The organism is Pseudomonas sp. H26/SER47-MNA-CIBAN-0231 (assembly GCF_040310465.1).
Classification (GTDB): domain Bacteria; phylum Pseudomonadota; class Gammaproteobacteria; order Pseudomonadales; family Pseudomonadaceae; genus Aquipseudomonas; species Aquipseudomonas atacamensis.
On record NZ_JBEOPW010000014.1, the window covers coordinates 1 to 17,849 of the forward strand.

At 60.0% G+C, this 17,849-nt stretch carries 14 protein-coding genes; 6 read left to right on the plus strand and 8 right to left on the minus strand.

Annotated features, from left to right (window positions below):
* Nucleotides 1-353: 353 nt before the first annotated feature.
* On the minus strand, nucleotides 354-2,558 hold the full coding sequence (locus tag AAEZ10_RS19610) for an OsmC domain/YcaO domain-containing protein (protein WP_350570580.1): 2,205 nt from the start codon (nucleotides 2,556-2,558) through the stop codon (nucleotides 354-356).
* A 220-nt stretch (nucleotides 2,559-2,778) separates the two neighbouring features.
* On the opposite strand from AAEZ10_RS19610, the gene AAEZ10_RS19615 reads away from it, so the two are divergent.
* The gene (locus tag AAEZ10_RS19615; protein ID WP_350570582.1) at nucleotides 2,779-5,388 is read left to right on the plus strand and encodes a bifunctional diguanylate cyclase/phosphodiesterase; all 2,610 of its coding nucleotides are present in this window, start codon (nucleotides 2,779-2,781) and stop codon (nucleotides 5,386-5,388) included.
* A 3-nt stretch (nucleotides 5,389-5,391) separates the two neighbouring features.
* Here the strand turns inward: AAEZ10_RS19615 and cydB are convergent, their stop codons facing one another.
* The 5 genes from cydB to ppk2 all read right to left on the minus strand — a co-directional run bounded on the left by cydB (nucleotide 5,392) and on the right by ppk2 (nucleotide 9,830).
* Entirely contained in the window at nucleotides 5,392-6,393 is a 1,002-nt protein-coding gene (gene cydB / locus AAEZ10_RS19620) for a cytochrome d ubiquinol oxidase subunit II (protein ID WP_350570584.1), read from the minus strand.
* A 12-nt stretch (nucleotides 6,394-6,405) separates the two neighbouring features.
* The gene (locus tag AAEZ10_RS19625; RefSeq protein WP_350570586.1) at nucleotides 6,406-7,779 is read right to left on the minus strand and encodes a cytochrome ubiquinol oxidase subunit I; all 1,374 of its coding nucleotides are present in this window, start codon (nucleotides 7,777-7,779) and stop codon (nucleotides 6,406-6,408) included.
* Nucleotides 7,780-7,782: 3 nt separating this feature from the next.
* A complete protein-coding gene (locus tag AAEZ10_RS19630) occupies nucleotides 7,783-8,172 on the minus strand; it encodes a VOC family protein (protein ID WP_348971517.1) in 390 nt (129 codons plus the stop codon).
* Between the two features lie 23 nt (nucleotides 8,173-8,195).
* On the minus strand, nucleotides 8,196-8,411 hold the full coding sequence (locus tag AAEZ10_RS19635; RefSeq protein ID WP_130928185.1) for a hypothetical protein: 216 nt from the start codon (nucleotides 8,409-8,411) through the stop codon (nucleotides 8,196-8,198).
* A 603-nt stretch (nucleotides 8,412-9,014) separates the two neighbouring features.
* Complete coding sequence (ppk2, locus tag AAEZ10_RS19640) at nucleotides 9,015-9,830, minus strand: polyphosphate kinase 2 (RefSeq protein WP_243242968.1); 816 nt, start codon at nucleotides 9,828-9,830, stop codon at nucleotides 9,015-9,017.
* Between the two features lie 190 nt (nucleotides 9,831-10,020).
* On the opposite strand from ppk2, the gene AAEZ10_RS19645 reads away from it, so the two are divergent.
* The 4 genes from AAEZ10_RS19645 (at nucleotide 10,021) to msrA (ending at nucleotide 14,602) form a co-directional block, all read left to right on the plus strand.
* Complete coding sequence (locus tag AAEZ10_RS19645) at nucleotides 10,021-12,147, plus strand: TonB-dependent receptor family protein (RefSeq protein ID WP_350570589.1); 2,127 nt, start codon at nucleotides 10,021-10,023, stop codon at nucleotides 12,145-12,147.
* Between the two features lie 542 nt (nucleotides 12,148-12,689).
* A complete protein-coding gene (locus AAEZ10_RS19650) occupies nucleotides 12,690-13,181 on the plus strand; it encodes an NUDIX hydrolase (RefSeq protein WP_083386947.1) in 492 nt (163 codons plus the stop codon).
* Nucleotides 13,182-13,185: 4 nt separating this feature from the next.
* Nucleotides 13,186-13,971: an enhanced serine sensitivity protein SseB gene (gene sseB / locus AAEZ10_RS19655; protein ID WP_243242940.1), complete on the plus strand. Its 786-nt coding sequence runs from the start codon at nucleotides 13,186-13,188 to the stop codon at nucleotides 13,969-13,971.
* A 124-nt stretch (nucleotides 13,972-14,095) separates the two neighbouring features.
* The gene (gene msrA, locus AAEZ10_RS19660; RefSeq protein ID WP_243242939.1) at nucleotides 14,096-14,602 is read left to right on the plus strand and encodes a peptide-methionine (S)-S-oxide reductase MsrA; all 507 of its coding nucleotides are present in this window, start codon (nucleotides 14,096-14,098) and stop codon (nucleotides 14,600-14,602) included.
* An 18-nt stretch (nucleotides 14,603-14,620) separates the two neighbouring features.
* On the opposite strand, the gene AAEZ10_RS19665 is transcribed toward msrA, so the two are convergent.
* Complete coding sequence (locus AAEZ10_RS19665) at nucleotides 14,621-15,838, minus strand: MFS transporter (protein WP_016774419.1); 1,218 nt, start codon at nucleotides 15,836-15,838, stop codon at nucleotides 14,621-14,623.
* A 129-nt stretch (nucleotides 15,839-15,967) separates the two neighbouring features.
* Here AAEZ10_RS19665 and AAEZ10_RS19670 point away from each other — a divergent pair, with 129 nt between their 5' ends.
* The gene (locus AAEZ10_RS19670) at nucleotides 15,968-16,591 is read left to right on the plus strand and encodes a TetR/AcrR family transcriptional regulator (protein WP_016774418.1); all 624 of its coding nucleotides are present in this window, start codon (nucleotides 15,968-15,970) and stop codon (nucleotides 16,589-16,591) included.
* Nucleotides 16,592-16,596: 5 nt separating this feature from the next.
* Here the strand turns inward: AAEZ10_RS19670 and AAEZ10_RS19675 are convergent, their stop codons facing one another.
* Nucleotides 16,597-17,823, minus strand: a complete 1,227-nt coding sequence (locus tag AAEZ10_RS19675) for an MFS transporter (protein ID WP_243242938.1) — start codon at nucleotides 17,821-17,823, stop codon at nucleotides 16,597-16,599.
* Nucleotides 17,824-17,849: the final 26 nt, after the last annotated feature.

Below are 17,849 nucleotides of genomic sequence, written 5' to 3' on the forward strand. Positions count from 1 at the left end.
GATCTAAAACCGTCCACCATGTCTCCGAACATGTGTCCACCATGTCCCCGGTACATACACTCCCAGAGGGAGAGGGAACTGACCGAGGTGCTTGGTGCAGATACGCCGACCTGGGAAACCGAGTCGAACACAAATTCTGAAAAAACCCTCACCCTAGCCCTCTCCCAAAGGGAGAGGGAACTGACCGAGGTGCTTGGTGGAAATACGCCGACCTGGGAAACCGAGTCGAAAACAAATTCTGAAAAGCTTGAAAATCGGCTCCCTCTCCCTCGGGAGAGGGCTGGGGTGAGGGGCTGCGGTTCAAGCCACGCAGCCACACTCAAGCCGAAAGCGAAACGTTCTGAGCCAGCTCTTCAACGCGACAAAGCCGCCACACCAGACCGCGCCGCATGCAGCTTTTTATAGCTTTCGATCAAGCGCAAATGCCGATCCAGCCCTTCCAGCTTCATGCTCGTCGGTGTCAGGCCATAGAACCGCACACTGCCATTCACCGAACCAATCGCCGCATCCATACGCTCGTCACCAAACATCCGACGGAAGTTGGCCTCGTAGTCTTCCAACTCGAGATCCTCGTCCAGCTCCATCTCCAGCACCACATTCACAGCCTGATAGAACAAGCCGCGCTCAACAGTGTTGTCGTTGTATTGCAGGAATGCCTCAACCAGATCCTTGGCCTCGTCAAACTTCTGCAGCGCGAGGTAGATCAGCAGGCGCAGTTCCAGAATCGTCAACTTGCCCCACGGTGTGTTGTCATCGAACTCGATGCCGATCAGCGTGGTGATATCGGTGTAGTCATCCTGCTCACTGCGTTCCAGGCCCTGGACCAGATTGCGCAGGCCAACCTTACTGAGGTTGTGCAAGTTGAGGATGTCGGCGCGGAATTGCAGGGCTTTGTTGGTGTTGTCCCAGATCAGGTCTTCGACCGGGTAGATCTCCGAGTAATCCGGCACGAGGATGCGGCAGGCCTTGGCGCCGATGTGCTCGTAGACCGCCATGTAGACTTCCTTGCCCATGTCTTCGAGGATGCCGAACAGGGTCGCGGCTTCTTCGGCATTGGAGTTTTCGCCTTGGCCTGAGAAGTCCCATTCGACGAATTCGAAGTCTGGCTTGGCACTGAAGAAGCGCCACGACACCACACCGCTGGAATCGATGAAGTGCTCAACGAAGTTGTTCGGCTCGGTCACTGCCTGCCCGGAGAAAGTCGGCTGCGGCAAGTCGTTGAGGCCTTCGAAGCTGCGGCCCTGGAGCAGTTCGGTCAGGCTGCGTTCCAGCGCGACTTCCAGGCTCGGGTGCCCGCCGAAGGAAGCGAAGACGCCGCCAGTGCGCGGGTTCATCAGGGTCACGCACATCACCGGGAATTCACCGCCCAGCGAGGCATCCTTGACCAGCACCGGGAAGCCCTGCTCTTCCAGGCCTTTGATGCCGGCGAGGATGCTCGGGTATTTTTCCAGTACCTCTTGCGGTACGTCCGGCAGGGCCATTTCGCCTTCGAGGATTTCGCGTTTGACTGCGCGCTCGAAAATTTCCGACAGGCACTGCACCTGCGCTTCGGCCAAGGTGTTGCCGGCGCTCATGCCGTTGCTGAGGTAGAGGTTTTCGATCAGGTTCGACGGGAAGTACACCACTTCACCGTCCGACTGGCGCACGAACGGCAGCGAGCAGATGCCGCGCTGGGTGTTGCCGGAGTTGGTGTCGTACAGGTGCGAGCCACGCAGTTCGCCGTCGCGGTTGTAAATGCCGAGGGTGTAGTCGTCGAGAATCTCGCTGGGCAATTCGTCCTTCGGACCCGGCTTGAACCATTTCTCGTCCGGATAATGGACGAATTCGGCGTTGGCGATGTCTTCGCCCCAGAACTGGTCGTTATAGAAGAAGTTGCAATTGAGGCGCTCGATGAACTCGCCCAGCGCCGACGCCAGTGCGCCCTCCTTGGTCGCGCCCTTGCCGTTGGTGAAGCACATCGGCGAATGCGCATCGCGAATGTGCAGCGACCAGACGTTGGGCACGATGTTGCGCCACGAAGCGATTTCGATCTTCATGCCGAGGTCGGCAAGGATCTTCGACATGTTGGCAATGGTCTGTTCCAGCGGCAGGTCCTTGCCGGCGATATAGGTGCCTGCCTGGGAATCGGACTGCGGCATCAACAAGGCCTGGGCATCGGCGTCGAGGTTGTCGACTTCTTCGATTATGAACTCGGGGCCGGTCTGCACCACTTTCTTCACGGTGCAACGGTCGATGGAACGCAGGATGCCCTGGCGATCCTTGTCCGAGATGTCGGCGGGCAATTCGACCTGGATCTTGAAGATCTGGTTGTAGCGGTTTTCCGGGTCGACGATGTTGTTCTGCGACAGGCGAATGTTCTCTGTCGGAATATTGCGCGTGTCGCAGTACAGCTTGACGAAGTAAGCCGCGCACAAGGCCGACGACGCCAGGAAGTAGTCGAACGGCCCCGGTGCCGAGCCATCGCCCTTGTAGCGAATGGGCTGATCGGCGATCACCGTGAAGTCGTCGAACTTGGCTTCAAGTCGAAGGTTGTCGAGAAAGTTGACCTTGATTTCCATGCGGGATTACCAGAATACGGCTAAACGAATGGCGGCCATTATCCGGTTTTTGTGCGGGAAGTCTCGCCCTTTCGGGATTCGCCGCTGGCCGGCGCTGCTGGAAATTCCAACGGATTCGCTACACTTTGAAAAAATCCAGGCGATACCAATAACAACAATCTGAACATTGTGCGCTCGCCATTGTTCTAGATTCAGAAGACACCGGATCAAGGACGAGCACATGGCCGTTACTCTCCCTGCGCAGCCAATCCCCACCCCGCAACGCGCCGTGACCCGGCGCCTGGCCATCGCCGTTGGCGCACTGTTCGTTGCGGGTGTCATCGCCGCGATCAGCACCTTGCTTGGGATCGCCAATACCCTTGACGCGAAGGATCTGGAACAGAACCAGTTCTATTCCGTGCGCGCCGTGGAAAACCGCATCACCGCGTCGAAAAACTACATCACCAGTTATGCCTACTGGACCCGCGCCTATGAAGCCTTGAGCGGGCCGATCGACGTCAACTGGGCCTATACCGAACAGAACATGGGCAAGACCCTGTTCACCAGCGACGGCTACGACGGCGTGTTCGTCCTCGATCGCAATCGCACCAAGTACGCGGTGATTCGCGGGCAGATGGTTGAAACCGACGTATCCAGCGTACTGCAAGCGCCCGCCTCGGCGCTGGTCGAGCAGGTGCTGAGTCAGCCTGATCTGACCAAGCCGATCAGCAGTTATTCATTGTTCGAAGGCTGGCCGGCGCTGATCACCGCTGCCGCGATCATTCCCAACGACGAGCGCCCGCTGGATGAACTGAGAAACACCTCGGTGCTGGTGTTCGTCGACAAGCTGACCCCGACCAAACTGCGCAAGATCGGCAGCGGTTATGGCCTGACGAATCTGACCCTGGTCCCGGACGGTACCATTGAGAAAGGCCATCCAAGCGTGCCCCTCGACAGCACCGGCTACAGCCTGGTCGCCGACCTGCAACGGCCCGGTCAACAATTGCTGTGGACGCTGGTGCCGCCGCTCGGCGCGACGTTTCTGGTGCTGATGCTGCTCACCGCCTATTTTTTCCGCCATGCATTGCGCTCATCGCAATACGTCGACAACAGCATTCATGCCATGCAGGCCTCGAATCAGGCACTCGAGAAAGCCAATCATGCCCTCGAAGCCAGTGAAGAACGCTTTCGCGCCGTGGCCGAAGCGGCGTCGGACTGGATCTGGGAAGTTGATGATCAGTTGGCGCTGACCTATCTGTCGGCGCGCTTCAGCGAAGTCACCGGCTACCCGCAAGCCCTGTGGCTGGGCCAGGACATCGGCGAATTACTGACTTGCGACACCACACCACTGGAGCTGTGGCTGCGCAAACTCAGCGAAGAAAACAGCGCCGGCGATTTGCGCTGTACTTATCGCGATCACTCCGGGCAGCCACGCCACTGCCGGCTCTCGGCGCGGCCGATTTTCGACAAGGACAGCGTCGTCGGCTATCGCGGCACTGCCAGCGACATCACCGACGAAGTCGCCGCCCATGCGCAGATCCAGCACCTGTCGATGCACGACGCCCTGACCGGCCTGCCCAACCGCAACAAACTGGCGCGCTATCTGGATGAAGTGCTGATATTGAAAGAACACTCGCCACCGCTGTCGCTGCTGATGATCGATCTGGACAACTTCAAACCGATCAACGATTCCCTCGGCCATCCTGCCGGTGACGCGGTACTCCAGGAAGTCGCCACGCGTCTGCGCGAATGCACCCGCGAGCACGACCTCGTCGCCCGCCTCGGTGGTGATGAATTCGTCGTGGTGCTCAATGGCATGGACAGCCATAACGAGATCGACAAATTCTGCACACGGCTGATCGGCAGCCTGCATCAGCCGATCCTCTACGAACAGCATCCGCTGCATATCGGCGCCAGTGTCGGCATCGCCCTGAGTCGTCGACACGGTTTCGTCGCCAGCGATCTGATTCGCTACGCCGACATCGCGCTGTATCAGGCCAAATCCGACGGCAAGAACACCTGGTGCTACTTCGAAGCGCACATGAGCGACCAGATCCAGACGCGTCGGCAAATGGAAGATGACCTGCGCCATGCGCTCAAGCACAACGAGTTCGTCCTGCACTACCAGCCGCGCTACAAGGTCGACGGCAAGCACATCGTTTCGGTGGAAGCGCTGGTGCGCTGGCAGCATCCGACCCAGGGCTTGCTCGGGCCGGACGTGTTCATTCCGCTGGCCGAGCAGACCGACCTGATCGTCCCGCTGGGCCGCTGGGTGTTGCGCGAAGCCTGCGAAACCGCACTGGAATGGCCCCATGACATTCTGCTGTCGGTCAACCTCTCGCCTGCGCAGTTCGCCCTCAGCGATGTTGTCGAGGATGTTCGTGAAGTGCTGGTGGATACGCGTTTCCCGGCCAGCCGTCTGGAGCTGGAGATCACCGAAAACGTGATGCTCAACGACACCGATGGCGCGCTGACCACCATGAATCAGCTCAAGGAGCTCGGCGTACGTCTGAACATGGACGACTTCGGCACCGGTTATTCGTCGCTCGGTTATCTGCGCGCTTATCCGTTCGACGGGATCAAGATCGACAAACGCTTTATCGCCTCGATCAGCAGCGGCACCAACGACCGTGCCGTGGTGCAGGCGATCATCGGTTTGGGCAAAGCCATGGGACTGACGGTGACGGCCGAAGGCGTAGAGACCGAGGAGCAACTGGCGATTCTCGGTAAAGATCAATGCAACGAGGTGCAGGGTTATTTCATGAGTCGGCCGATCGACAAGGCGGCTTTTGCTGATCTGCTACGGGCTTCGCGACTGTCGCTAGTGAGCAAAAAAGGTCGGGTGACGTGAATATCAGCCATCGCTGGCAACGCGGACCTTGCCGCTGAACACGCGGAAACCGAAGGTGTTGTAGGCCAGGGTGATGGGGATCAGCACGGCGAATCCGACCAGCATGAAGATCTGGCTGTTGGGGCTTGATGCTGCTTCGCTCAAGGTCAGATCCGGCGGAATGATGAAGGGATACAGCGCGACCAGCATCACCGCGAAAGCCAGCACGAAAACGCCCAGTGCGGCGAACAGCGGGATGAAGTCGAAGCGGCTGTGAAAGCCTTTGCTGAATACCCATCCCAGAGCACAGAGGATGACCCCTGCCGGCAACCACAGCCGAATTTCGGCAAGCCGCCGGGCGTATTGCGGCTGCAACGTCGCCGTCCATGCGATCAGCAGCAGCAATAACGCCACGACGACCAGCGCCAAGACGCGGGCCTGGCGGGCCGAGTGCTGCTGCAATTCATCCAGGGTCCGCCAGTACAACCAGCACGTCCCCAGCCAGACGTAACCGAGCACCAGCACCAAACCGCAAAACACCGGGAACGGATTCAGCCAGTCGCGGCCATCGCCAATGTACTGACCGCCCTGATGCGCAACGCCTTGCACGAGAGTGCCGAGCACCATGCCCTGGACAAACCCGGTCAGCAGCGAAGCCAGGGCCAGCACGCCGTCGACGATGCGCTTGCGTCGCTCGTTCGGTGCGTAATCGCGAAATTCCAGCGCCATGGCCCGCGCGATCAAGGCGAGGAACATCACGATAAAAGGCACGTACAAGGCCGGCAGCAAGATCGCATACGCCAGCGGAAACAACGCCAGCAGCCCGCCGCCACCGAGCACCAGCCAGGTTTCGTTGGCGTCCCATACCGGCAGAATCGTCACCGCCATCACCCTGCGCTGCTTGCTGCAAGCCGTGAGCCCCATGAGCATGCCGACACCCAGATCGGTGCCGTCGAGCAGCACATAGTTCATCACCGAGAACGCCAGTGCGGCAGCGCACAACAGGGTCAGCCAGTCGGTGTCCATGTCTGCGACTCCTCAGTGCCCGGTTTCGTCGGCAAGGGTGGGCTGCGGCCCGGGTTGATCCTGCTGTGGCGGCTCGCGCAACAGGCGCAGCAACACCCACAGACCGATGCCGAAGATCAACAGATAAAACAGCAGAATCAGCCACGTCGACCCGACGACTTGAGCCCTGGACACCGATGACAGGCTGTCCGCCGTGCGCAGCAATGCGTAAACCGTAAACGGCTGTCGCCCCACTTCGGTGACGACCCAGCCGCTGAGCATCGCCAGAAACCCGGCCGGCGCCAGCAGCACGCACGCGCCCAGCCAGCGCCGCGCCGTGTACAGGCGATTACGTCGGCGCAGGAACAGGCTGACCACACCCTGCCCAAGCATCAGCAGTCCCAGCCCGACCATCAGCCGGAACGCGAAAAACACCGGCGCCACGGGCGGGATGTCCTCAGCCGGAAATTCATCAAGCGCGGCGATGGTGCTGGTCAGGTCATGCTGCAGATAGAGGGAGCCGATGCGTGGAATGGCCACTTCCCAATGGTTGCGGCGCTCTTGCATATCCGGCCATGCGAACAGGCGCAGTGGCTCCCCTGCCCCTTGGTCCGGGCGCGTCCATGAGCCTTCGATGGCCGCCACTTTCTGCGGCTGAGCGTGCAAACTGTGCCGGCCATGCAGGTCCCCGACAACAATCTGCACCGGCATCAGCAGCGCAATCACCCACAGCGCCATGGAGAATTGCAGGCGAGCACGCGGGTTGTCCGGGGCCTTGCGCAATTGCCAGGCACTGATCCCGGCAATCAGCGTCGCGCTGCCGATGAGCACGGCAAGCAGCATATGCGCCAGACGATAGGGAAACGAAGGATTGAAGATGATTGCCCACCAGTCCTCGGCGAGGAAACGCCCGTCCGCGCCAATCGAATAGCCGGCGGGGGTTTGCATCCATGAGTTGGCGGAAAGAATCCAGAACGCGCTGATCAGCGAGCCCACCGCCACCGCACACGTGGCAAAAAAGTGCAGACGCGGACCGACCTTCTTCAGGCCGAACAGCATGATGCCGAGAAATCCCGCTTCGATGAAAAACGCCGCCATCACTTCATAGAACATCAGCGGACCGAGGACATCACCGGCCTGCACCGACAGCCGCGACCAGTTGAGGCCGAACTGATACTCCAGAATCAATCCCGACGCCGTGCCCACTGCGACATTCAGCGCAAACACTTTGAGCCAGTAGCGATAGACATCCAGATAAACCTGGCGCCCGGTCCTCAACCACAACGCTTCCAGCACCATAAGGAAATTCGCCAGACCGATGCTGAACGCCGCCAGCACGATGTGGAAACTGATCGTGATCGCAAACTGGGCGCGGGCCGCCATCAGGGCCGAATCAACGGGCTCCATCCATCAGCCGCTGTAGAACACAGCCAGCTTGTTGCCTTCAGGATCGCGCAGATAGGCCACGTAAAAATCCGGCGTATAGGCCTCGCGAGTGCCCGGCGGTCCTTCATTGCTGCCGCCACTGTCGAGCCCGGCCTTGTGCACCTGATCGACCTGGTGCCGCGAGTCGGCGCGAAATGCCGGCATCATGCCGTTGCCGGGTGTCGCCGACTCACCATCGAACGGTTGCGAGATGTGCACACTCCCGGGCCCGTTGGACTTGTCGGCGCAATCGGGCAAGTAGAAACAGTAGTGTTCTTCACGGTCATGCCGGTAGCCAAGCGGCGTCAGGATCGCCTTGTAAAAAGCCGCCGAACGCTCGACATCGTTGGCGCCGATAAACAGATAACTGAGCATGAGACGTCCTCCGATGGCAGCTGTCAGCGCTGTGGCTGTTCCTCGTTCAGGGTAAAAATGTTGCCGGCGTCACGCACTAATTGGCGCCATTCGGCACTGGTGATCAGGCCTTGCTCCTCCATCTGATCCGCAGCCTTGAGCAGCTCGTCATACTGCTGTTCCGGATCCAGATCGCCCTCGGCCTGCTCCGCCATCCTGCGCCATGCCGCCAGTGATGCCTTCTTTTGCTGATCGAACATACGGGTATCTCCTGATGGACTTACCCGGTAGAAAAAACAGCGCGACAGAGGTTCAGGGCAGACGACGGATGGACGGTTGATACGCAAAACCTTGTAGGAGTGAGCCTGCTCGCGATAGCGATATATCTTTCAAAACATTTGAATGTGCCTCCGTCATCGCGAGCAGGCTCGCTCCCACAAAAGCAAAAGCAAAGCAGCGCAGCTGCCCGCGGCGAAGCCGCCCCACTCAACAATGAGCGCAAGCTCGAGTGCTTTTGATCTTGCTTTTGATCCACCGGCGACGTCGGAAGGCTGAGTGGAGGGATTGATCCGGGCGTGGGAGCGCAGCGACCGTTCGACGAAGTCGAACACAGCGGAAGGAGGTGCAGCGAAGCAAACCGTAGCCGCTGCGCCCGGATCAGTCCCGTAGCGAAGGAACCCCGAGCCCGCGAGGGGCCGAACGTAGGAGCAAGCCTTTTCGGTTACCTTTTCGGCGTTTGGAAAAGGTGACTCGCCGTAAGGGCGAAACCGCCAGCCGCAACACCACAAAAAACGGATATCCACCCAAACCAACCAAAGCCTGGTCGGCCCAAAGGCCGCCAAGCCCCAAAAAACCCGCAAATGTCAAAACCGCTCAGCCACCCGCTTGTACGCATAATCCGGCTCCCGATACTTGCCCGGCTTCTGCCGTTTCGGCAACTCGACCTTGTCGCGCTTCACCTCTTCATAGGGGATGCGACTGAGCAGATCAGTGATGATGTTCAGCCGTGCACGACGTTTGTCGTTGGAGTCGGCAACCCTCCACGGCGCCCAATCGGTATCGGTATGCTTGAACATCTCGTCCCGCGCCCGTGAGTAGTCATACCAGCGGCTGTAGGATTTCAGATCCATTGGTGTCAATTTCCAGGTCTTGCGCCCGTCATTGATTCGCGCTTCGAGCCGGCGGGTCTGCTCCTCCGGACTGACCTCAAGCCAGTACTTGAGCAGGATCACCCCCGAATCAACGATGGCGTTCTCCACCCAGGGAATCGACTTGAGAAACTTGTCGGCCTGCTCCTCGGTGCAAAAGCCCATGACCCGTTCGACACCGGCGCGGTTGTACCAACTGCGGTCGAAAATCACCACCTCACCGCCCGCCGGCAGATGCGGCAGGTAGCGCTGCACATGCATCTGGCTCTTTTCGCGATCGGTTGGCGCCGGCAGTGCCATCACGCGGAACACCCGTGGGCTGACGCGTTCCGTGATCGCCTTGATCACCCCGCCCTTGCCCGCACCGTCGCGCCCTTCGAAAACAATACACACCTTGACACCTTTGGCGATGACCCACTCCTGCAGCTTGACCAATTCAATGTGCAGCTTGCGCAGCTGTTCCAGATAGTCCTTGTTTTTCAAGCGCGGGCGTTCAATTGCCTTTGCAGGTTTCTTCTTGTCTTTCGCCATGAACCTTTCCTCGCGCTTCAACAGCCCGCTGAATTTGTTTATTGACCCGATGGCCCTGATCCGTGAGGTTAGTTCACGCCCGGTTGTTTGCCATCGCCGGGCAAAAAAGCCCTGTCGCCATGTGTTTCCTGGGTTTGTTCCGACGTCGCACTGTTCATTGCCCGATCCCCTGTTTGCTGGAGTTTTTTCGATGCCGTCGCCCAAATCATTGCCCACTGCCCTGCTCGGTCTGGCCCTGGCCTGCCCGGTGATGGCCGAGACCCGAGGTCTGCAGCTGGGGCAAGTGCTGATTTCGGCAGATCAGCGCAGTGGCAGCGATGCAGCGGTCGAAGAAGCGCGGGAACGCCTTGAGCAGGTTCCCGGCGGCACCAACGTGGTCGACATGCGCCAGCCGATTCAGGGCCGCATTGCCAGCAATCAGGATGTGCTGGCCTATCAGCCGGGGGTGTATGCACAGTCGGCGGGCAACGAAGGCGTGAAGATTTCCATCCGTGGTTCAGGCATCAACCGCGCACCCGGCGCCCACGCCTCGGGGCTGTACACGATGCTGGATGGCTTGCCCCTCACCGGCCCCGGCGGCACACCGTATGAATTGCTCGAGCCACTGTGGGTCGAGCATGTCGAAGTGCTACGCGGCGCCAATGGCTTCGATCGCGGCGCGCTGGCGCTGGGCGGCGCTATCGATTACGTCAGCCACACCGGTTACACCGCGCCGAAACTGCAAGTGCGCTACGCCACCGGCAGCCATGGCTATCAGCAGCGCCAGGTCAGCTCCGGGCAAGTGCTGGGCGATTTCGATTACTACGTGTCGCTGACCGATGCCAACGCCGACGGCTATCAGGACCCCACCGCCAGCGAGAGCAAAGGCCTGATCGCCAACTTCGGCTATCGCTTCAACCCGAATCTGGAAACCCGCTTCTATTTCCGCTATCGCGAAACCGACAACGACCTCGCCGGTCGCGTGACCAAGCATTCCATCGAACACAGCCCACGGGCAGCCAACCCGGCGTATGTGGCCCGCGATGACAGCCGCAAGCAGCCCGGCAGTACCTTCATCGGCAACAAGACCACGTTCTACCTCGACGACGATTCGAGCATCCAGACCGGCCTCGTCTACCACGACTACCCAATGGATTTGCGCGAAGGCCCGAACCGGCTGAAGGTGGCTTATACCGACGTCAGCGGCACCTTCGACTACAAGCGCCGCGACACCCTGTTCGGCATGGAAAGCCGCAGCAACGTCGGCCTGCGCGTGACCAAGCACCTGCCCAACGACGGCGCCAGCGAGTTCGTGCGCATCCCGAGTGGCAACACCGCCAGCTATGCCCCTGGCACGCGGATGCGCAACTTCACTTATCAGGGTTCGGACACCGTCCTGCATTTCGGCAATGACCTGGAAATTGCCGACGACCTCTGGCTGACCACCGGCCTCGCCGCGATCTACACCCGCCGCGAAAGCGCCGTGACCTATCCGCAGGGCGGCGGCAAAACCAGTCTCAGCGACTGGGACTATGCACCGCGCATCGGCCTGCGCTATCAGATCACCCCCGACGTGCAAGTGTTCGGCAACCTCAGCCGCTCCGTCGAAGCACCGCACCCGTGGTCGCTGATCTACAGCTCCAACGTGCGCTTCCCTGCCGGCAACGGCGCCGCCACCGGCACCCAGCGCGACCCGGTCGAACTGCAAAACCAGACTGCAACCACTCTGGAAATCGGTGGCCGGGGCGACAGCCATTTGGGCGAATGGAGCCTGGCCTGGTACTACGCGCAAGTTCGTCACGAACTGCTCTCGGTACTGCCGGACGCCAACGCCGTCACGCCCTACGAACTTAACGCCAGCCCGACCGTGCACCAAGGCATCGAGGCCAGCCTCAACAGCAAACTCTGGACCGCCGCCGACGGCCGCCAGCTGAGCTTGCGCCAGGCCTACACCTTCAGCGACTTCCACTACCGCGACGACGAACGCTTCGGCGACAACCGCCTGCCGGGCCTGCCGATGCATTATTACCAGGGCGAACTGCGTTACGACTGGCCGCAGGGCTTCTTCGCCGCCGTGAACACGCAACTAGTCTCCAAAGTTGCCGTGGACTACGCCAACAGCTACTACGCCGACCCGTACGCCCTGTTTGGCGCCACGCTGGGCTACAACGCCCCGAAGGGCGACTGGCAAGGTTGGGTCGACATGCGCAACCTGACCGGCAAGCGTTATGCGGCAACGGTCACGCCGGGGTATGACGACAAAGGTCTGGATGCCGCGCGGTCGACTCCGGGTGAAGGGATGGGGGTTTATGTTGGGGTTTCGTGGAGTTTGTTGTGAGGCCTGTTGGCTGTAGACGGACAACTCCAGCCAATCTGCACTACGCTGGCTAGCGATATGAGACAGCTTGCGGAGGGTTCGCTCAATGACAGTCTGCTGCCCTGATTGTGGGTTCACCACCGATAACCTTCCGCCCACGCATAAATGCCCTGAGTGCGGAGAGTTTTCCCACGATTGGTTGATTTACGACTGGGAAGAATTTGCTGCGATCAAACGTCGGCACATCAAGTACAACGTCGCGATTCTTGGGGCATTGCTGATCAATGTGCTTCTGGCCCTCGCGCTTCAGTCCAGCAATGCTTTCCAGTGGTTTCTGACGCTATTGGCGATACCGGCGATCATCAGCTGCCTTCGTTGTCGCAGACAATTACGGGCGAGGTCAGCGTATAAAGGCCATGAATCTGGCGTTGTTTTTCCATGGTTTAGCGGGTTGGGTGGTCTTTAATGGCTTTGCAATAAGGAGCTCTTGCCAGCCCGACGTCCTCTTGCAATACGAATCCGAAACGCAACAAGCAGTGGCAAGCCCTTCAAGGAAGATGTAGATGCGCGAACGCAAAGCAGCACGATTACTGGTCATAAGTCCTTCGCAAGAAGTTCTGCTTTTCAGATTTATCCATGAAAACGGCGCCTTGGCCGGCAGAAATTACTGGGCAACCCCAGGCGGCGGCCTTGAAAGCGACGAAACGTTCCATGACGCTGCAATACGTGAGTTGCTTGAGGAAACCGGCATAGAGGCCAGCGCCGTTGAGGGACCTGTAGCGCACCGTGATTTTTCCATGCTATTACCCAGCGGCGAAACAGTACTCGCGGTCGAACAATATTTCGTCGTGCATACGCCAAGCGAGCGGCTATCCAGAACTGGCTGGACTCAGGAAGAAACCGAGGTCATGGCCGATCATCGTTGGTGGTCCGCTGAATCGCTACGAGGCACCGACGATCAGATATGGCCCGAGAGGCTGGATGAAATGCTGGTGAATGCAGGCATCTTCGATCGGCCAGGTAATCATCGCTCTCCATTGAAAATAACGGACTGACCTCATGGATACTTCACAAGAAAACCCATTGGAAACATCACTCCGGCTGGCCGCGGACGAACCCGCGCATCGCCCTGAGTTCTATCGCACCCTTCTGGACTCGACCGTCTACATCCTCGGCACCGCCGGTGCGGCGCAAGGTCATGTCAATCTCGAAGCCGGCAGCAACATCAGCATCGCCCATTGGCAGAAGCCCGATGGCACGCCTGTCATTCCGTTCTTCTCCTCGCTGCCAACGCTGCAACAATCCATCGACAGCGAACAGAGCTATGTGGAGATACCGGCACGATCATTGTTCGAAATCACGCTGGGCGCGCTGCTTTTTCTGAATCCGAAGTCGCCGTACGGCAAAGAATTCCTTCCGGATGAAGTGCAACGCCTGCTCTCAGGCGAAATCGGCCGGCCCGCCACGCAGCGTACCGTCGAAAAAGAAACCAACGTGTTGCTTGGACAGCCTTCGGACTACCCATCGACGATGGTCCATTCGCTCTCGCAATTGCTGGCCAAACACGCCAATGTGAAACGCGCATTCCTGGCGCTGATGCACGACGCCTCGGTTGATGAAAAACCGCACTTGATCGTCGGCATCGAAGCGGATGGCGATATCGAACAGGTCATGCGCGAAGCCGGCAATGTCGCTGCGGACACAGCCCCCGATGGCGGACCAGTTGATTTTTGCCGCGTGCTGACGGGACAAGCCGGGCTGAGTGATTACTTCCTCAGGGAGACCAAACCGTTCTACGAACGCAAGTCACCGAGCAGGCTGCGTTCGTTATTTGGCTTTGGTTGACACGCCTGCATGCCGCTTGATCAGCAGGCCAGTGGTCGATTCTGATGAGCGTAACCTTGGATTCTCTCAACCCGCCCTCATAACAGTGGGTATCCCCACATCGTCTCGAGAGGAAGCACACACCATGACCACTCAAACCGAAACTGCCATTCTCGCCGGCGGCTGCTTCTGGGGCATGCAGGATCTGTTGCGCCGCTATCCGGGTGTGCTGAAAACCCGCGTCGGCTATACCGGCGGCGATGTGCCGAATGCGACCTATCGCAACCACAGCAACCACGCCGAAGCCATCGAGATTGAATTCGATCCGGCGGTAATCAGCTACCGGCAGATCCTCGAGTTCTTCTTCCAGATCCACGACCCGAGCACGCCCAACCGTCAAGGCAACGATCTTGGCCCGAGCTACCGGTCGGCGATCTACTACCTCAACGACGAGCAGCGTGCCGTCGCCGAAGACACCGCTGCCGATGTCGACGCCTCGAAGCTGTGGCCGGGCCGTGTGGTAACCGAAATCGAACCGGCCGGGCCGTTCTGGGAAGCGGAACCCGAGCATCAGGATTACCTGGAGCGGATTCCGAATGGCTACACTTGCCATTTCATCCGGCCTAACTGGAAACTGCCGAAGCGCGGTTGAAGAAACTGCTGGCGGGGTTCAATGCCCCGCCACCACCGAAGCTTCTACAGAGCGCGGGCCCGACTTGAAACCGTGGGCCCGGGCACCCCAGGCAATGGCGAAGGCGATAGCGACCAGTGCCAGCATGGCCCACGGAAATGAGGCAACGCCCCACTGATCGAGCAGCACGCCGCCGACGACACCGCTGCCAGCGATCGCGCTGTTCCACGCCACTACATTCAACGACAAGGCGACATCCGCTCCGTTGCCCGCCGCGTCAGCCAGCGCCGTTTGCAACAGCGTCGCCGCGCCGCCGAACGTCAAACCCCATACCGCCACGCCGAGATAAATCACCTCTGGGTTGCGTCCGCCAAAACCCAGCGCCACGCAGACCGCGGCAAAGGTCGCCAAACTCAGCAGAACAGTCGAGCGCAGCAGCGGCTCGACCAGCTTCGCCGTCAGCCATATCCCGACCAGCGCGGCGATGCCGAAGATCAACAACACCACATCCACCCGCTCGGCCATGCCCGCCGGCGCCACGAACGGAGCGATATAGGTGTAGAGAATGTTGTGCGCCAGCATCCAGCTGATCACCACTGCAAGCACAGGACGCACGCCCGGGGTAGTCAAGACTTTGCTCAGCGATAGGCGTTGATGGGCCGGCTGCGGCGGGTAGTCGGGCACTTTCACCAGCACCCAGACGATCAGTACCAAGGTCAGCGCCGACATCAGGCCGAATGTAGTGCGCCAACCGACCAGCCCACCGAGCCACGTACCCAGAGGCACGCCCAGCGACAGCGCAATCGGTGTGCCGACCATCGCCAGTGCCAACGCCTTGCCCTGCTGTTCGGGCTCAACCATGCGTCGCGCATAGCCGGCCAACAGACTCCATGCCAAACCCGCTGCAACCCCGGCGAAGAACCGCGCGACCAGCGTAACGCCGTAGTGCGACGACAGCGCGGTAATCGAATTGAACAGCAGGAAACCGACAATCGTCAGCAGCAGCACGTTGCGGCGCCGCCAGCCCCGGGTGGCGATGGTCATCGGGATCACCGCCAGTACGGAACCCAATGCGTACGCGGTAACCATTTGCCCGGCCATGGACGGCGAAATCGCCAGGCCTTCACTGATCAACGGCAACAGGCCCGCCGGCAGGGTTTCGGTGACGATGCAGATGAAGCCAGTCATGGCCAGCGCCAGCAAAGCGCCGATGGGCAGACCTTTTGGCGTAGCCGTTAACGTGATTGAAGGTGTCACTGGAAGCTCCTCGAAAAACCGACTCAGATTTAAATACCGATCGATCTAGATCCTGAGGGTGCATGCGCAGCGTTGTCAACAATTTCTGTATCGACTAGTCTTTATATTAAATCAATGAGGAGTCAGGTCATGGCGAGAACCGGTCGCCCCCGTCAGTTTGATCGCGACGACGCCGTCGATCAGGCTTTGCAACTGTTCTGGCAACACGGCTACGACGCGACATCGCTGGCCCAATTGAAGGCAGGCCTGGGTGGCGGTATCTCTGCACCTAGCTTCTATGCCGCGTTCGGTTCCAAGGAAGCGTTGTTCGATGAATGCGTGCAGCGTTATTTAACCACCTATGCGCAAGTCACCGAGTGCCTGTGGGACGACAGCCTGCCACCACGCCAGGCGATCGAGACCGCTTTGCGCCAGTCGGCACGCATGCAGTGCGACGACACACACCCCAAGGGCTGCATGGTTACCCTCGGCGTCATGAGCGCACCGAGCCCGGAAACCGCCCATGTGGCGCAAGCCCTGACCCACTCAAGGCAGCGCACCCGTGCCGGCATTCAAGCCTGCGTCGAACGCGCTGTGAATGCCGACGAGCTGGCCAGCGGCACAAGTGCGGCGGCGATGGCGACGGTATTCGACAGTTTCCTGCAGGGCATATCCATCCTCGCCAGAGACAACACCGCGCTGGATAACATTGATGCTGCTATCACTCAGGTCATGCAAACCTGGGACATTGCCGTCACGCGTAAGGCGGATTGATCAAATCACAAATGCACCGGTGCCACCGGCGCCGAACCCGGCTCCGGCACATCGACATTGACCTTCAGTGCAATCAGCAGCGCGGCCAGCAACATCAGAATTCCAGCCGCTACAAACACACCATGGATACCGCTGAAACTGAACACCGAACCGCCGGCGGCGGCGCCTGCGGCAATCGCCGACTGCACCGATGCGACCACCATGCCGCCCGCGCTTTCGGCCTGATCGGGTATCGAGCGCGCCACCCAGTTCGACCATGCGACCGGCACGCCACCAAAGGCCATCCCCCATAGCGCCAAGAGCAACGCCTGCCCGGTGATCGACGCCGGTAACCCGACCAACGCCAGAGCAGCAACGCCCACCAACACTGGCATCAGCACCAACGTTGCCCTTGGATTGCGCTCCAACAGCCAGCCGGCGAACAGCGTGCCGGCAAAGTTCGCCACGCCGAAACCAAGGAGCATCAGTGCCAGCATCTGCGGGCCGACGCCGGTGGTGCTTTCCAGAAATGGCCTGATGTAGGTGAACAACGCGAAATGGCCGGTATGCACCAATACACAGCCGAACATGCCGACGGCAATGCCCGGTCGCAGCAACACCTCGAGCACCGTGCGCAGGCGTGACGGACGATGCGGCGCCAGACTGGGTAGCGTGAACATTTGAAAGACCAGCGTCACCACGCCAACCGCCGCAGCTGCGAAAAACGCACTGCGCCAGCCAAACTGACCGCCGAGATAACTGCCCAATGGCACCGCCACCACGGTCCCCACGGCGATCCCGCTGAAGATGATCGACAGCGCACGCGGCAGCAGCGCCGCCGGCACCAGGCGCATCGCCACGGCCGCCGCCATGCTCCAGAATCCGCCGAGGGCTATGCCCAAAAGGATGCGCATGATCAGCAACACCGCGAGGCTGGACGACAACGCGACCAGCAGATTCGAAGCAATCATCAGTGCCGAAAAGCCGAGTAATACCAGCCGCCGATCAAGGCTGCGCGTCAACCCGGGCACCAGCAATCCGGCAAACAGCGCGACCACCGCAGTCACCGTCACCGCTTGCCCTGCCAGCGCTTCGCTGACGCCGAGATCGAGCGCCATCGGCGTCAGCAGGCTGGCCGGCAGATATTCCGCCGTGAGCAGACCAAACACGCCCATCGCCAGTGAAAACACCGCCATCCACGCAGGCACCAGCGGCTCCCCGTCAGTTCGCCCATCACCTACACGTTCACTCATTTCAAGACTCCCTCGGACATTTCGAG

Excerpts from the sequence above, each read along its gene's own strand:
- AAEZ10_RS19610 (WP_350570580.1), bottom strand. The coding sequence starts at position 2,558 with ATGGAAATCAAGGTCAACTTTCTCGACAACCTTCGACTTGAAGCCAAG.
- AAEZ10_RS19615 (WP_350570582.1), top strand. The coding sequence starts at position 2,779 with ATGGCCGTTACTCTCCCTGCGCAGCCAATCCCCACCCCGCAACGCGCC.
- cydB (WP_350570584.1), bottom strand. The coding sequence starts at position 6,393 with ATGGACACCGACTGGCTGACCCTGTTGTGCGCTGCCGCACTGGCGTTC.
- AAEZ10_RS19625 (WP_350570586.1), bottom strand. The coding sequence starts at position 7,779 with ATGGAGCCCGTTGATTCGGCCCTGATGGCGGCCCGCGCCCAGTTTGCG.
- AAEZ10_RS19630 (WP_348971517.1), bottom strand. The coding sequence starts at position 8,172 with ATGCTCAGTTATCTGTTTATCGGCGCCAACGATGTCGAGCGTTCGGCG.
- AAEZ10_RS19635 (WP_130928185.1), bottom strand. The coding sequence starts at position 8,411 with ATGTTCGATCAGCAAAAGAAGGCATCACTGGCGGCATGGCGCAGGATG.
- ppk2 (WP_243242968.1), bottom strand. The coding sequence starts at position 9,830 with ATGGCGAAAGACAAGAAGAAACCTGCAAAGGCAATTGAACGCCCGCGC.
- AAEZ10_RS19645 (WP_350570589.1), top strand. The coding sequence starts at position 10,021 with ATGCCGTCGCCCAAATCATTGCCCACTGCCCTGCTCGGTCTGGCCCTG.
- AAEZ10_RS19650 (WP_083386947.1), top strand. The coding sequence starts at position 12,690 with ATGCGCGAACGCAAAGCAGCACGATTACTGGTCATAAGTCCTTCGCAA.
- sseB (WP_243242940.1), top strand. The coding sequence starts at position 13,186 with ATGGATACTTCACAAGAAAACCCATTGGAAACATCACTCCGGCTGGCC.
- msrA (WP_243242939.1), top strand. The coding sequence starts at position 14,096 with ATGACCACTCAAACCGAAACTGCCATTCTCGCCGGCGGCTGCTTCTGG.
- AAEZ10_RS19670 (WP_016774418.1), top strand. The coding sequence starts at position 15,968 with ATGGCGAGAACCGGTCGCCCCCGTCAGTTTGATCGCGACGACGCCGTC.
- AAEZ10_RS19675 (WP_243242938.1), bottom strand. The coding sequence starts at position 17,823 with ATGAGTGAACGTGTAGGTGATGGGCGAACTGACGGGGAGCCGCTGGTG.